The organism is Streptomyces kurssanovii, from assembly GCF_040677245.1.
In the GTDB taxonomy this organism is placed as follows: domain Bacteria; phylum Actinomycetota; class Actinomycetes; order Streptomycetales; family Streptomycetaceae; genus Streptomyces; species Streptomyces kurssanovii.
Genome location: NZ_JBFAQK010000007.1, coordinates 56,118 through 70,892, shown reverse-complemented (window position 1 = coordinate 70,892; position 14,775 = coordinate 56,118). Strand labels below are relative to the sequence as shown.

Sequence of the window (14,775 nt, the reverse complement as noted above, 5' to 3'; positions counted from 1 at the left end):
GCGGGATCGCAGGGGTGCGGATCGGGTGGGTCGTCAGGCGGCCGCGGTGGCGACAGCCGGCTCGGGGGCCGGTCCGGCGATGGGCCGGTGTTCCGGATGGGGTGCCTGCCGCTGCCGCTTCAGGCCGAGCAGTGCGATGGCCAGGACGACGGCGAAGGCGGCACCGGCGATGGTGAAGCTCAGGGTGAACTGACTCTCGGCAGGCAGCGGGGGCACTCCGGCCGGAAGGTTCTCGATGGTCCGGGAGGCGAGCAGCGTCGTGATCAGCGCACTGCCGATCGAGCTTCCGACCGAGCGGGAGATGGAGTTGATGCCGTTGGCGACGCCGGTCTGGTGGGGCGGCACTCCCGCGACGATCAGTGCGGGCATCGCGGTGTAGCCGAGGCTGATGGCCGTTCCGACAGCCATTCCGGCGCCGATCACCGAGGGGGCAGAGGAGTGAGCGGTGGCCAGCCACGCGAAGCCGGCGGTGCCGATCACCGCGCTGAGCGCGAGGGTGAGGCGTGGGCCGATCCTGCGGATCAGCAGGCCGCCGAACTGGGAGACGACGAGGGAGGCGATCGTGCTGGGCAGCAGGAACTCGACCGAGGCGCGGAGAACGGATGCACCGAAGCCGTAGCCCGCGATGTCCTGCGGTATCTGCGCCAGATAGGAGACGCCCAGGAACTGGGCGAACATCCCGAATCCGACGAAGAGGCCCGCGAGGTTGCTGAACAGCACCGGGCGGTGGAGGAACATCCTCATGTCGACCAGTGGTTCGCGCACGCGGTTCTCGGTGAAGGCCCAGACACCGGCCATGACGACCGCTCCGGCGAAGCTGCCCAGAGTGCGGGCGGAGGTCCAGCCCCACTCGTGACCCTGCGAGATCGGCAGCAGCAGCAGGACCAGGAAGAGCCCGAGGGTGAGGGCGCCGAGGATGTCGGTGCGACCTCCGGTCCTGGTGCGGCTCGCCGGTACCAGGAGGACGACGGCGACGAGTGTGACCAGAGCCAGCCCGGCGGCCGTCCAGAAGACGGGGTGGTAGTCGGAGTTCTCGCCGCGGGTCAGCAGGCCGGTGGCGACCAGCGCGAAGCCGCTGCCGAATGCCAGGGTGCCGCTGACCAGTGACATCGCTCCGGGCAGCCGGTGGGCGGAAACCTCCTCGCGGAGTACCGACAGCGCGAGCGGGAAGATCGCCGTGGCGGCTCCCTGGAGGACGCGGCCGACGATCAGCCAGAGGAGCGAATCGGTGGTGGCGGCCAGGACCGAGCCGGCGATCATCACCACCAGCACGCCGATGAGGGTCGGCTTCTTCCCGTGCTGGTCGCCCAGGCGGCCGAGCAGGGGAGTGAAGACGGCTGCGGAGAGCAGCGTCGCGGTGGTGACCCAGCTGACCTCGGCAGCACTGCTGCCAAGGCTGGTCCCGATGAGACCGAGGATCGGGATCACCAGTGTCTGCATCATCGACACGACCATGGCGGCGAGGCTCAGGACGAGGACGACTGCGATCTCACGTCGGTGTCGGCCGGGCGACGGGGCAACGGTTCGGGACACGGGTGCTCTCTTCGGGGCGGGGCGGGGGTGGTGCCGGAGACCGGAGAAGGGCTCGGCTCGAAACAGCTAGATGCTTGATGAACTCAAGCAACGGGGATGACGGTAGACATCAATGGTTGAGGAAGTCAAACATTGAGCTTCACCTAGACTGGAGACATGTCCCGCACCCCCGCCCCGCACCCGGCACCCGAAACTGCTGACCTGAAGGGGAGCGATCCCACGCACGTCGACCTCCTGGAGCGTCTGGCGCGCGCTGCTGCCGGCTACTACCGGGACCTGGCCGCGGCGGCCGCGGTGCAGGGGCTCACCATGACGCAGGCCAAGATGCTCATCCTGCTCCGGCAGCCCCTGCCGATGCGCGCTCTCGCAGGACTGCTCGCCTGCGACGCTTCCAACATCACCGGGCTCGTCGACCGGCTGGAGGCTCATGGACTGGTCTCCAGGCACCTCGACCCGGCCGACCGGCGGATCAAGAACGTGGTCGCGACGGAAAAGGGCCTGGAGGCAGTCCGTGTGATCCGCGCCGACATGCGGGCCACCTCGGCGGCCTTCAACCGTCTCGACGACGAGGGCCGCCGGAGCCTCTACGAGCTGCTGGGGCGCCTGCACCCCGACGAGACGGTCTGACCCCCGCCTCGGTGGCGATCCCACGTCCTTGCCACCCGGTTCCCACCACCCAGGCAACCTTGGCCGCACGCCCGCGCTCGGTACGGTACGGGCCACCGACTGCACGGCAATCCGGCACCGGGCACGTCTGCGGTCGGGTCGTCCAGGACGGCCCGGATCCTGTCCACGCCGAGACCGAGCTCACGGTGGACGACGATGTGGCGCAGCCGTTCCAGATCACCGGCGGTGTAGAGCCGGTATCCGGCGACCGGGCGCAGCGACGGTCGCGCCAGTCCTGTCTCGTCCCAGTGGTGGAGCGCGCGGACCGTCACGCCCAGGCGCGTCGAGACCTGACTGACGGTCAGGCCTTCGGCTCAGTGGCATCAGACATGATCCCCATTGTCGCCGCGTCCGACGTCCGGTGGAGCGATCCCGACGGCTTCACGGTCCCGCGCCTCCTGACTGGCCGGGTCGAAGGGCGGCTTCGGCACGCGTTCACATGCCGGCGATGCCCTCGTCGGCTCCCTGCCCGGTGCCGGGGACGGCGGACGTCGAAGGCGGTTCTGCCTCCCAAGGGGCCGGCCCGCTGCCGTCGGTCCAGGCGACGAGGCTCTGGTGGTCGAAGCATCGGATCCCGCACTGTTCGGCGTACTCGGCCGCAGGCTGTGTGAACTCGCCCGTGGTCACGACGGCCGCCACACTCGCCTCATGCACGGCGAAACAGGTGCCGCCGAATCGCTGCACTTCCTGGGATCCGACCTTGTTCATCGGTCCGTAGCGCTTGCACTGCATGACGACACGCCTGCCGTCGGGCGTGGTGGCGGTCACGTCGGCGCCGAGATCCCCCGCACCTCCGACAACCTGGACGTCCCGGCAGCCGTCGCGTTCGCACAGCGCGGCGACGGCCTGTTCGAAGTCGGCGGGGTCCATGGCCGCGAGGTCGTCCGCCTCGAAGGTCCCCGGCGCTTCTTCGCCGTCGGGCACCGGGGCGGGTGTCCGCGCCTGTTCCGCCGCGTTCGTGCCTGCGGCATGGTGCGTGAGGTCCGACCGGCCGTCGGTGAGCCGCCCGGCCGCGTGACGACGGCGGGCGCTGCCCAGCCCGGCCGCTGCCACGCAGAGGACGGCCGCCACGGCCACCACCGCCGCGGGCCGTTCCTCGGCCGCTCTGACGATGAGCTTCAGCGTCAGCCCGACGGTGCACAGGATGATGGCGACCAGTCCGAAGAAGAGGACCAACTGCCTGATACTGAAGGCCGGTTTCCCCTTCTGGCGTCCGGGGCTCCTGAAGTGAACGGTCATATGCGTCCGTCACCGCCCTCGGCGGCTGCAACAAGATCACTCATGCAGGCCGTATGCCCCGCCTGCCGCCTTTCACCGGCCGGTCGCGCCGGTACGAGCCACCGGGCCCGGCACGTCAGCCGACCAGTTCGCGTACATGGTCGACGCTGCCGCAGTCGGCGTCGAGGTGCTTGGCACGGGCCTCGCGGAATGCCTTGCCCAGCTCGGCCCGGCGGCCGTCGGCGACGTTCTCGCGCGTGTCGTTGAGCAGCGGCCGCTCCTCCTCGTCCACGTGGTGGTTGACCGCCGTGACGAGCGCTTCGAGCTTCTCCTCCCACTCCTCGGACCGGGCGTCCTTCACCTCGAGCAGCGCGAGCAGCGCCTCGTCGGCCTCCTCGTGTTCATGGACGCCGTGCTCGACATCGTCGCCGTCCACGTTCTGGTAGCGCCGCAGCGCGGGATGGACCTCGTCCTCCTCTACCTCCGAGTGGGCGACGAGAAGGGCGGAGAACTCACGCAGCGCGGCGGCGCGATCGGCTGCGGCGCTGCGCAGGATGCGGAAAGGACGGAGGCGATACGGGTGCCCCACCGGGCCGGTGAACAGGCGCGCCCCGCGCGGCAGTCCCCGTCCCTCAGCGGTCGCCGCGCGTACTTCGGCCCCGCAGGGACGACAGGACCAGACGGCCGTAGCGGGTGGTGAGGACCAGGGCTGTCGCCGCCAGGGCGCCGACCAGGGCGACGGCGAGGGACGTGAGTCCCTTGGCGCCCAGCACCTGGAGGATGCTCAGGGCCGTGCCGAGAGGCAGGCCCAGGATGGTCAGGACGCCGAGGGCGCCGGCGATCTGCTGGCTCTCCTGGGTCTGCACCAGCCGGGCGTAGTCGGCCGCCTCCGCGAGGATCTCGTCGAACCTGGCCGGCAGCCGGTGCTGGGCCTGGAACGTCAGCAGCAGTTCGTTGGCGGGGCCGTGGGCCGTGAGGTGCTGACGCCAGTAGGTACTGCGGAAAGTGGCGATGTGCCTTTCCAGGGCGGACACCCGGCGGGCCAGCTTGGGCCCCTCGAAGACGCCGGACAGGCCGTCGGTGAGCTCGTCGATGTGGTCGCGCTGGATGGTGCCGAGGAGCAGGGCGTCGAGGTAGACCGTGCGGGCGTGCAACTCGGCGAAGGCGTAGAAGTCGCTGCCGCCCGGGTCGGCCCGGTGGCCGAGGAACGCGGCGCCGTGACGCAGCACCAGGGCGCTCCAGTCGGCGGATATCCGCAGCGCGTGCTCGGTCCGCCGGGGCCACTCCTCGACCGGGGTGGGGAAGTCGGCGGCCGTCGACCGCGAGGCGAGGGACCACAGCCACCGGTCGGCGCTCTCGGGCAGCCGGCCGTCGTCGTCCCGCAGCGCGGGCGTGTGGTGACCGTCGGGCGTCAGGAAGGCGACCGTGTACGGGCGGGCGATCGCGAAGGGCGCGGAGGCTCCGCGCGGCGTCGCGATGCCGTCGAGCAGGGCGGTGGGCGACAGCGGCCCGTCGAGCGGATCCGGTACGGCGGTGTCGCGGCGACCGATCGCGCGCAGCGTCTCCAGCAGGGCAGGACCCTCCACGTCGAAGTGGAGGACGGCGAGCGCGTGGTCCGGATACCGGGCGGTGGCCGTACGCAGCAGCTCGATGCCCTTCAGACGCAGTGCCTCGTGCCGTACGTCCATGAACCGGTGCCAGCGGCAGGGCCGTTCCGGGGTTCCGTACAGGGCGCGCGCGGCGGCCGGCGTGAAGTACGTCTGCCGGGTGGCGGCATCGGTGCGGCGGCTGCCCAGGTCGAAGGGTATGGGCCCGACCTGCCACAGGGGACGGGCGGTCAGCCGTACCGGCACGATGACGACGAGGGTCTGGCGGACGCCGATGACGGAACTGAGATCCGTGGTCAACGCGGGGACGCCTCCGATACGGGAACCGGTGATCATTGCGGGCGTGGCTCAGGATACGGCGCGCGGCGTGGGCGTGGCCGGTCTCGGGCGAGCGAGCCCGTCCGTCAAACCAAGGACCACGCAGGGCAGTTGGCGGCGCGACTTCAGGAACCGCACGCGGCGTTCACGTGCCCACCGTGGAGAACGGGCCCCCGTCGCGGAAGGCCAGCCCGGCGAAGCGCTCGCCCATGCGGCGGTGTGCCGCGGCGTCCGGATGCAGCTGGTCCGGCAGCGGCAGGTCGGCGAAGTCCGCCTCGCCGTAGAGGTCCCGGCCGTCGAGGTGGTGCAGGTGCGGATCGTCGGCGGCCCGCTGTTCCACGATGCGGGCCAGTTCGGCACGGATGACGTTGAGCGTCAGCTTCCCCGCGGCGCGCTCCGCCGGGTCGCCCGCCGCCAGGAACCGCAGTTTCCCGGCGCCGAGGTCGCTGAAGTCCGGGAGGCTGGGGCCGGGGGTGTCCTCGTGGATGGGGCAGTACACGGGTGAGACGACCAGCAGCGGCGTCGTGGGATGCCCCTCGCGGATCGTGTCGAGGAAACCGTGCACCGCGGGCGTGAAGGCGCGCAGACGCATCAGATCGGTGTTGACCAGGTTGATGCCGATCTTGACGCTGATCAGGTCCGCGGGGGTGTCCCGCATGGCGCGGGCGGTGAACGGGTCGAGCAGGGCGCTGCCGCCCAGGCCGAGGTTCGTCAGCTCCACGCCGCCGCGCAGGGCGGCCAGGGCCGGCCAGGTCGTCGTCGGGCTCTCGGCGTCGGAGCCGTGGCTGATCGAACTGCCGTGGTGCAGCCACACCCTGCGGCCCCCGCCGGGAACGGGCTCGACGGGCGCGTCGGTGCGCAGGGCCACCAGCCGGGTGATCTCGTTGTACGGCAGCCAGATCTCGACGTCCTTGAGCCGGTCCGGCAGCCCGGTGAAGCGGACGGTGCCGACCGGTCCCGGCCGGCTCTCCACCGACCCGGTGGCCATGTCCGTCAACAGGACGTTGCCGCCGGGGACACTGGCACGCCCGGCCAGGTGGCCGTCGACGAGCAGGTCGTACACACCGTCGGGGCGGGGCGGAGCACCCTCGTAGGCCACCTTGGTGCGGAGGGTGTCCAGCTCGACGGCGGTGGCCCGGGTGCGGAACACGACCCGTACGCCGGAAGGCTGGGACTCCGCCATGGCCACCTGCCCGTCGGGGAACTGCGCCCGGGCACGGGCGGGCAGCCGGTGCGGCAGCAGACCCTGCTCGGTGCGCTCCAGATCGAGCGCGCCGCGCAGGAGGTCCGCGGTGACGGGGGTGGTGACCCACTGCGTCGGACCGGACGTGGTGGGGGCGGCGGGGCGGGGGTCGGGCTGGTGGTTCATGACCTCAGCGTGTCAACCGGAATCCGGATCCGCACATCCTTTTGCCGTGTCGCCTCGGACGGACCCCGCCTTCCGCCCGTGACGGGCCCGAACCTCGGTCCGGGCCCGGGACGTCACCGCGCGCGGATCCCGAGGAGACGCTGCCACCAGGAGGCGCGCGCCGGCGCGACGTCGGCCGCCGCCGGAACGGGCGGCCGGGCCGGCGCGACGGCCGTCGGCAGCGGCTGCGCCTTGCCCGGCGTGCTCGGTTCCGGTGCCTCCGCGACCCCACGGCGACGAGGGGTGAAGCGTGCGGGCAGGCTGTTCAGCCGGGTGGAGACGAGCGAAGAGGTGAAGTCCAGCTCGGCCTCCGACACGGCGAGTTCGATGTCGGGGAGCCGTGCCAGCAGCGTGTCGATGCCGGTGTCGGCGATGGCCCGGCCGATGTCCTGGCCGGGGCACTCGTGCGGACCGGCGCTGAACGCCAGATGCGAACGGTTGCCGTGCACGGGCGCCTTCAGGTCCGGCCGGATCTCCGGATCGACGTTGCCGGCCGCCAGGCCGAGCATCACCATGTCGCCCGCGCGGATGACCTGATCACCCAGTTTGGTGTCCCGTCGGGCCCACCGGAAGGCGCCGACCGACATGGGCGGGGCGTCCCACATGACCTGATCGAGGGCGTCCGGCAGGGTCAGGGACCCACCGGAGAGGCTCGCGCGGAAGCGGCGGTCGGTCATGACCGTCCGCAGCGTGTTCGCCATCAGGTTGGTCGTGTTCTCGTGTGCGGCGACGATGGCGTGGCGCAGATGCTCCATCACCTCCTGGTCGGTGAGCTCGGACTCGTGGGCCAGGAGCCAGCTCGCGAGGTCGTCACCGGGAGCGGACTTCTTCCGTGCCACCAGGTCGGTCATGACCGAAACGACGTACTCGTTGCTCTGCAGCGCCGTCTCCGTGCCCTTGACCATGTTGCGCACGGCCGAACCGAGGGGGAGCGCGTCCTCGTCACGAACGCCCATCTGACGCGCGAGGACCAGCACCGACAGCTTCTCCGCGAAATCGGTGACGAGGTCCGCCCGCCCGGTGTGGGAGAACGAGTCGACCAGCTGCTGGGTGTGCCGCACGACGTAGCGGCGAATACCGTGGCGGTTGAACTTGCCCAGACTCTCCGTCACCGCGGCCCGCAGACGCGCGTGTTCGGGATCGTCCGCGAAGACGAGCAGCGGCTGCCAGGCCGTGATGGGCAGGAGCGGCGAGTCGGCCGACAGCTGCACGTTCCAGATGCGGGAGTCGCACGACCACAGCGACGGGCTGCGCATGACGTCGAGGTTCTCCCTGTGCCCGAGGACGAACCACGCGGGTACGTCACCGGGCAGCAGAACCGGAGCCACTTGGCCGTGCTCGCGGCGCATTCTCTCGTAGAGGGCGTACGGTGCGTCCGCCTCGGGCCCGTACAGGCGCTGCCGACCGCTCAGGCCGTGTGCGTGCGCGGGGCACTGAGGTGGCGGGACGGTGGCAGGCGTTCCGGTGCCGTCTGCATACGGGATGGTCACGAGGCCCTCCGAGGGCGACTGCTTGCGGTCAACGTGATGCCCCAGCCGCCCTTTCAACCCGTGAGTGGGACCCCTCCGCGTCCTGGCGAGCGGCGGCCTCTCGGTACGCGCGTCGCTGTGGCACCGAGGCGGTGCGCCGCATCCGCGTGAGGCGTCCTCTTCGGAGGATCGAGAAGCGGGAAGCGTCCGCAGCATACGCTTCTTGACCCCCTGTCAGCACAACATCACATAACACCACAGGTGCCGCATGGGGGTGTTGCGCTCGTTGTGCGCCCTCGCGCGGAACCGCTCCGGATGGTGAGATCAGGCCAGGTCATTCCCCCGGACGGCCGACTTGAAGAGAGCAAGAGAGGACCCCCCCTTATGTCAGTCGAAGAGCGCGACAGAGCCGAATCGGTCGTCACACGTGCGCCTGGCGCAGTACCTCTTCTGGGGCATGCGCTCACGTTGTGGCGCGATCCGCTCAAGTTCGTGCAGTCGCTCCGCGGGCACGGGGACGTGGTCCGCGTCGATCTTGGGCGCCTGCCGGTGTACGTGGCCACCACACCCGAACTCGTCCACGAGATCACCGTGACCCAGGCCCGCAGCTTCGAGAAGGGAAGGTTCTTCGACCGGCTGCGCCCCCTGGCGGGCAACGGTCTGGCGAACGCCGACGGCGAACTGCACCGCCGACACAGGCGGATGGTCCAGCCGATGTTCTCGAAGGAGCGCATACACACCTACTCCCACACCATGCGCCGCAACGCGGAGGCCATGGCCGACTCGTGGGCGCCCGGCACGGTGGTCGACATCCAGCAGGCGATGGCCGAGTACGCCATCGAGACCCTCGCCGACACGATGTTCTCGACCGAGATGGGCATGCCGGCGGTCGAAGCCGTCCGCAAGAACCTCCCCGTACTTCTGAAGAATCTCCTCATTCGGGCGGCCTCACCCAAGTTCCTCGACCGGCTTCCGATCCGGGCGAACCGGGACTTCGACAGGGCGGCCACCCAACTGCGGTCCGTGATCGACGAGGTGGTGGCCCAGGCCCGCCGCGACGGACAGACCGACCGGTCCGACCTCCTCACCCTGCTGCTCGCCGCCCAGGACGAGGACAGCGGGCAGGGGCTGACCGACACGGAGGTCAGGGACGAGCTGAGTACCGTGATGTTCGCGGGCGCGGAGACGACCGCGTCCGCCCTGGCCTGGGCGTTCCACGAGCTCGTCGCCCGCCCCGACATCGAGGAGCAGATCGTCGCCGAGATCCGGTCCGTCGTGGGGGAGGGGGCGGTCACCATCGCGGACGTCCCGCGGCTGACGAGTATCCGCCGGGTCCTCGACGAGGTGCTGCGGCTGCACGGGGTCACCCTGCTGATGCGCCGGACCACCGTGCCGGTGCAACTCGGCCGGCACCGCCTCCCCGCCGGGACCGAGGTCGCGTTCAGCCTCTACGCCATGCACCGCGACCCCGCCGTCTACGAGAACGCCGCGTCGTTCGACCCCGACCGGTGGCTTCCCGAGCGACGAGCGGCCGTAGCGCGTCACGCGTACATCCCGTTCGGCGCCGGCAACCGCAAGTGCATCGGGGACCAGTTCGTCTGGACGGAGGCGACGATCGCCGTCGCGACCGTCCTGCAGCGATGGAAGCTGAGTCCCGCTCCGGGACACACGCCCAAGGAAGTCGCCTCCGCTGTCGTGCACGCGGACCGCATCCCCATGACCGTGAGTCCCCGCGACTGACCGGGGCGACGGCCGGTGGTCGGCGGTCGTCGCATCAGCCCGCCTGGCTGCGGTGGTCGTCGCGTCGGCCGGGCGTGCGGTGGTCGTCGTCTCGGCCGGGCGTGCGGTGGTCGTCGCGACGGCCGGACGACCACGTAAGTGCCTTCGCCGGACGGCACGTTCGTGTCGCCGGCCGGCCGCCCGCGCGGTGGGCCGTCCCCCGCACGGTCACCCGAGCAGTCCGTGCATCACCGCCACCGGCAGCGCCGGGTTGGCGGCGGCGTGCCCGTCCAGCTCCCCGTCGTCGAGGAGGGCGAGCAGCCGCTCGCCCGGAAGGCGGGGATGGCGGGTCGCCCCCGCGCGGATCGCCGCGTCCGGGTCGCGGGTGAGCCGGTCGGCGGTAACGGGCGCGAGCCCCGGGTCGAGGACGGCCAGACGCCGCTCGTCGGGCACGGCCGCGTCCGCGAAACGTACGCCCAGCCCGCCGACCGGGAAACGCGGATGCTCGGTGAGCAGATCGCGGGCCCTGCCCCGGTGCTCCAGGTAGCTGCGCAGCAGCAGTTCCGGCGGCGCCGCCGGATGGTTGTGGGCCAGCAGGACCCGTACGCCCAGGTCGTCGTCCGCTGCGAGGAGCCCGACGAGTTCGGAGGGCAGCCCCGGGTCCTTTGCGGCCCGGCGCCGCAGCAGGGGGTGGCGGGAGCGGGCGTACACGGCCGACGCGGCCGGGTCGGGAGCCGGACGTGTGTGATGCTCGAACGGGCCGAAGTCCTCGTCCGCCGACACCGTGTAGTCGATCGCCGCCCGCTCGTCCTCTGCCAGTTCCGCCCGCACGGAGACCGCGGTGCGCACCCGCGGGTCCGGGTCGCGTGCGAGGACGTCCACCAGCGCACGGGCGAGGTCGTCGCGGCAGGCCAGTTCCCGCCTGACCTCCGGATCGGGGTGTTCGACCAGCCCGGCGACGACGTCGGGCGGAGTGCTGTAGTTGTGGGCGAGAACCCAGGAGTTGTCGGGGTCGGGGTCCCGCAGCAGCCAGTCGACGACGGTCCGGGACAGGCGGTGGTTCACCAGGATCCCCGACGTCCAGTGGTTGCGCGGCGGCGGCAGCGGCCCCAGCCGGCGCTCCGTCGCCTCAGCGTCGTCGTTCTCCTGGACGTGGTGCGCACTGTCCCGTACCTGCGGGTGCGGGTCCCGCAGCAGCGCCGCCCGCTCGCCGTCGGACAGGTGCGTCCACACGTTGACGGCCAGCCGGCGGACCGAGGCCACGGGGTGGTGGGCGCAGGACAGCAGGAACCGGAAAGGGATCTGACGGGAGCCGAACAATTCTTGAAGGCAGTCGTTCTCGTACGTGGTGAGCATCCGGTCGATCAGCGGGTCCGGCAGCGGGCGAACAGGCCGCGAGCGGTCCGGGGCACCGGCCAGCCGGGCGAGGACGAGCCAATCGGGATCGTCCACTACCAGCCCGCGGACCTCGGGGTCCACGAACGGATTGCGGGCCAGGGCCCCGCGGACCCGGGGGTGGGGATGACGGACGATCGCGGCGGTCACCTCCTCGGGGAAGGAGGCGCGCCGGGACGCCAGCGCCGACCAGACGCCTTCGTACTCCGGTTCCAGCAGTCTCAGCAGCAGGCAGGCCGGGGCGGCAGGGTTGACGGCCAGTCCCTCGAGCACTGCGGTCACGTCCGGACCGCCTCGTCGTCCTCGCGGTCCTCGTGATCGTCACGGTCCTCGGGGAAGGGCAGCGGCTCGGTCACCCATCCCGCCGAAAGGACCAGACGGGAGGTGCGGTGGACGGTCAGGAAGCCGAAGGGGCGGTCGATGACCGCCTCGACGTGGCGGACGGTGTACCGCGGCGCAGGTGGCATACCGCCGGCCATGACACTGACCGCGGTCACGGTCGCGGACTCGAAGCCCTCGGCGTCGAACACGGCGACGGCGCCCTGGCCCGCCGAACCGACCGCCAGCGGTTCGGGGCTGATCCCCGGGAAGTGACCGTGGCTCGTGTCCGAGGCCGTCGACAGGCCGAACAGCGCGGGTTCCGCCAGCAGATCGTGCTCCGCCGCGACACGGAACGCGACCGTGAGGACTTCGAGAACGGGCCGCGGGGTGCGGCGGCGTACGGTCGACACCCGCAGACCCGGGCCCGCCTCCCCGAGGGGAAGACGGTCACCGGCGACGGGGGTGGCGCGGGCACCGGCGAGAGTGTCGATTCCGTGGCACAGAACCTGACTGGACGTCATATCGGGGGAGCCCAGTAGAAGGTGGACGTCGACGCCGGTTCTGCCGAGGATCTTGAGCACCGTCACGGGGCCGTCCGGGGTCTCCGCCACGGCCACCCGGTCCAAGAGCGACGTGGTGCGGTGCAGCCCGAGCAGCAACCGCCCCTGCCAGGGCCCGCTTTCCGGGACCACCTCCGTCTCGGAGAACGGCCGCAGCCATCGCGTCCGCACCGACTGAGCGGCGGCCAGGACGAGTCGGGTGGACTCGTCGATCTCCACCGGCATGCTGCGGATCAGGCCTTCGGTGCGCTCATCGGCCCATCCGTCGAGCGTCCTGCGGTCGGTCGCCGTGTCTCCGGTGATGCTGCCGGCCGTTCCGGCGGGCAGCTGTGCCCTCCAGTCGGCGTGCAGAGGGAGATCGGCTCGGGTCCAGAGACCGAGCGCGGCCCGTGAGCCGCGGATCGCGCCCAGCGCCTCGAGGAATCCGCGCGCGGCTCCGGCCGCCTCGGCCGCAGGCAGGCCGGTCGCGTCCCCGAGTTCGTCCCGCGCCGGTCCGGCGGCGGCGTCCTGGAGGAACGCGAGCAGCGGCCACAGGCTCGCGGTGGAGACGACGGTTCCGCCCGGCCCCGGCAGGCTGCCGGCCCACCGCGCGGTGAGCCGGTTCACGGCTCGCACGGACGTCGCTGTCGGTTGCACGCAATCCCCCAGGTCTCACGTGGACCGTGACCGTCGGTCCTGAGCAGCAGGACGCTGTGCTCGCGGCTGCCGGCTGTCTCCGCCGCGGCGGGTGTCGTGTCCGCCTCCGGCGCGGTCCCCGCCGGGGGCGGATCGTCATGGTCCGGGTGGACCCCTGGAACGTGGACCCTGGGAACAGGACGATCACGTGGCATCCTCGCCGGTGGCGGAACCGACGTCCAGGGGGTATGTCCCGCAGCCGGACCGGTGATCGAGAACGGAGCCGGCCCTGGGCGCTTTCGCCTTCCACCGAATTGATGCGCGGGGAGCGATGACTTCCGGCCGGGCCACCGGTCTGCTCTTGTGACGGCACAGACATGAGGAGACGACGATGGTCGAGATCGAGACCCGCACGCTGGAGACCCCCGGCGCGACGATCTGGTACGACGTCCGGCGAGGCCGGGCCGACGCAGGGGGAGGTGACCCCGTCCTGTTCCTGGTCGGTTCACCGATGGACGCGAGCGGTTTCGTCACGCTGGCTTCGCACTTCACCGACCGGACGGTCGTCACGTACGACCCGCGCGGAGCCGGCCGCAGCATCCGCAAGGACGGGGCGGCGGAGATCGTGCCCGAAGAGCACGCGGACGATTTGCGGCGGGTGATCGAGGCGCTCGATGCCGGGGCGGTCGACATGTTCGCGAGCAGCGGTGGTGCCGTCAACGCGCTCGCCCTGGTGTCGCGGCACCCGGAACTGGTGGGCACACTCGTCGCGCACGAGCCGCCGGCGGCACCGGTCCTGCCGGACAGCGAGGCGGCGCTGGCGGTCTGCGCGGACATCCATGCGACGTACATGCGTGACGGACTGGGTCCCGCGATGGCGAAGTTCATCGCGATGGCCGGCCGCAAGGGGCCCTTCCCGGACGACTGGGCCGACGAGCCGGCCCCCGACCCCGCCGCCTTCGGCCTGCCGACCGAGGACGACGGCTCGCGCGACGACCCGCTGCTGGGCCAGAACATGCGCGGCTGCACCGGCTACCGCCCCGACTTCGGCGCGCTGCGCGCCGCCTCCACACGCATCGTCGTCGCGGCGGGCAAGGAGTCAGAGGGCGAGTTCTGCGCCCGCGCCGCGGTGGAGGTCGCCGCCGGCCTGGGAACGGAGCCGGCGATCTTCCCCAGCGACCACGGCGGCTTCATGGGCGGCGAGTACGGCCAGCACGGTGCACCCGCCGAGTTCGCCGAGGCTCTCCGCGAGGTGCTGCAGGCGGAGCGCTGAGGGGTTGAGGCCGGGGCCAGGGCCTGGGCGGGCGCGGGACGGTTGAGCGGTCGTGGCGGACGACGATCCGATGCAGGCGCTGCCCGCCCGCCCCGCCCACCCGCGCTGTCCGCCCGGCACCTGCCCACCGGTGCTGCCCGCTCGCGCCCCGCGCACCCACGCTGCCCGCCCGGCACCCCCACCCGCGCCCCGCCGCTCACGGCGCTGGAACGTGACGTCCGGACGTCCGGACGTCCGGCCGCAGGACCGTCGAGCAGTGGCTGTGCGAGGCCGCGCAGATGCAGGTCGAAGAAGCCGGCCGTGTAGTCACGCGTCAGCTGCCACGCGCGCTGCCCCGAGAGCGGCGCCGCAGGATCGGTGAGGCCCAACTGGCCGGCCGGCACCGGCAGATCCGTGAACGAGAAGTGCTCGGAGCCCGCCACCGTCAGCCGGCGCTTCCAGCCGTCCCGACGCGCCCACGCGTCCGGCCAGTCGCTCCGCTCATCGGCGGGGCTGTGCGTGGCCTGGGCGCCCATCATCATGAACGGCCGTCCACCCATGCCCGTAGCGGGCAGGGGGGCGAAGAAGTCGCCGTCCAGGTTCACGCCGGCCCGCACGCCGCCGGTGGTCCGTCAGAGGCGACGTCTGCGTCCCGACGGCGTACGGGCCCGCTGGGCGCGGCAGTTCGACCCCG

At 71.7% G+C, this 14,775-nt stretch carries 11 protein-coding genes and 1 pseudogene; 3 read left to right on the top strand and 9 right to left on the bottom strand.

The features are described from left to right. Positions 1-33: 33 nt before the first annotated feature. Positions 34-1,533, bottom strand: coding sequence for an MFS transporter (locus AB0K36_RS08080; RefSeq protein WP_364589940.1), 1,500 nt, complete (start codon positions 1,531-1,533; stop codon positions 34-36). A gap of 156 nt (positions 1,534-1,689) precedes the next feature. Here AB0K36_RS08080 and AB0K36_RS08075 point away from each other — a divergent pair, with 156 nt between their 5' ends. Then, entirely contained in the window at positions 1,690-2,160 is a 471-nt protein-coding gene (locus tag AB0K36_RS08075; RefSeq protein ID WP_364589937.1) for a MarR family winged helix-turn-helix transcriptional regulator, read from the top strand. 113 nt (positions 2,161-2,273) lie between these two features. Here AB0K36_RS08075 and AB0K36_RS08070 read toward each other — a convergent pair. From AB0K36_RS08070 to AB0K36_RS08045, 6 genes and pseudogenes are all read right to left on the bottom strand, one after another. Next, positions 2,274-2,504: pseudogene (locus AB0K36_RS08070) on the bottom strand (MerR family transcriptional regulator); the annotation flags it as partial. A 130-nt stretch (positions 2,505-2,634) separates the two neighbouring features. After that, complete coding sequence (locus AB0K36_RS08065; protein ID WP_364589934.1) at positions 2,635-3,375, bottom strand: restriction endonuclease; 741 nt, start codon at positions 3,373-3,375, stop codon at positions 2,635-2,637. A 178-nt stretch (positions 3,376-3,553) separates the two neighbouring features. Next, a complete protein-coding gene (locus AB0K36_RS08060) occupies positions 3,554-4,006 on the bottom strand; it encodes a hemerythrin domain-containing protein (protein WP_364589931.1) in 453 nt (150 codons plus the stop codon). 43 nt (positions 4,007-4,049) lie between these two features. After that, positions 4,050-5,324: a hypothetical protein gene (locus tag AB0K36_RS08055; RefSeq protein ID WP_364589928.1), complete on the bottom strand. Its 1,275-nt coding sequence runs from the start codon at positions 5,322-5,324 to the stop codon at positions 4,050-4,052. 163 nt (positions 5,325-5,487) lie between these two features. Further along, positions 5,488-6,711 (bottom strand): GDSL-type esterase/lipase family protein, encoded by a 1,224-nt coding sequence (locus tag AB0K36_RS08050; protein ID WP_364589925.1) that lies wholly within the window; start codon positions 6,709-6,711, stop codon positions 5,488-5,490. Between the two features lie 113 nt (positions 6,712-6,824). Next, positions 6,825-8,240 carry a cytochrome P450 gene (locus AB0K36_RS08045; protein ID WP_364589922.1) on the bottom strand — a complete coding sequence of 472 codons (1,416 nt, stop codon included), beginning with the start codon at positions 8,238-8,240 and terminating at the stop codon, positions 6,825-6,827. 363 nt (positions 8,241-8,603) lie between these two features. On the opposite strand from AB0K36_RS08045, the gene AB0K36_RS08040 reads away from it, so the two are divergent. After that, on the top strand, positions 8,604-9,959 hold the full coding sequence (locus tag AB0K36_RS08040) for a cytochrome P450 (protein WP_364589919.1): 1,356 nt from the start codon (positions 8,604-8,606) through the stop codon (positions 9,957-9,959). 207 nt (positions 9,960-10,166) lie between these two features. Here AB0K36_RS08040 and AB0K36_RS08035 read toward each other — a convergent pair whose 3' ends face one another. Together AB0K36_RS08035 and AB0K36_RS08030 are read right to left on the bottom strand one after the other, a co-directional pair. After that, positions 10,167-11,615 (bottom strand): serine/threonine-protein kinase, encoded by a 1,449-nt coding sequence (locus AB0K36_RS08035; RefSeq protein ID WP_364589916.1) that lies wholly within the window; start codon positions 11,613-11,615, stop codon positions 10,167-10,169. After that, on the bottom strand, positions 11,612-12,820 hold the full coding sequence (locus AB0K36_RS08030) for a serpin family protein (RefSeq protein WP_364589913.1): 1,209 nt from the start codon (positions 12,818-12,820) through the stop codon (positions 11,612-11,614). Before AB0K36_RS08030 ends, AB0K36_RS08035 begins: the two co-directional genes overlap by 4 nt. 400 nt (positions 12,821-13,220) lie before the next feature. On the opposite strand from AB0K36_RS08030, the gene AB0K36_RS08025 reads away from it, so the two are divergent. Continuing rightward, on the top strand, positions 13,221-14,102 hold the full coding sequence (locus AB0K36_RS08025) for an alpha/beta fold hydrolase (RefSeq protein WP_364589910.1): 882 nt from the start codon (positions 13,221-13,223) through the stop codon (positions 14,100-14,102). Positions 14,103-14,775: the final 673 nt, after the last annotated feature.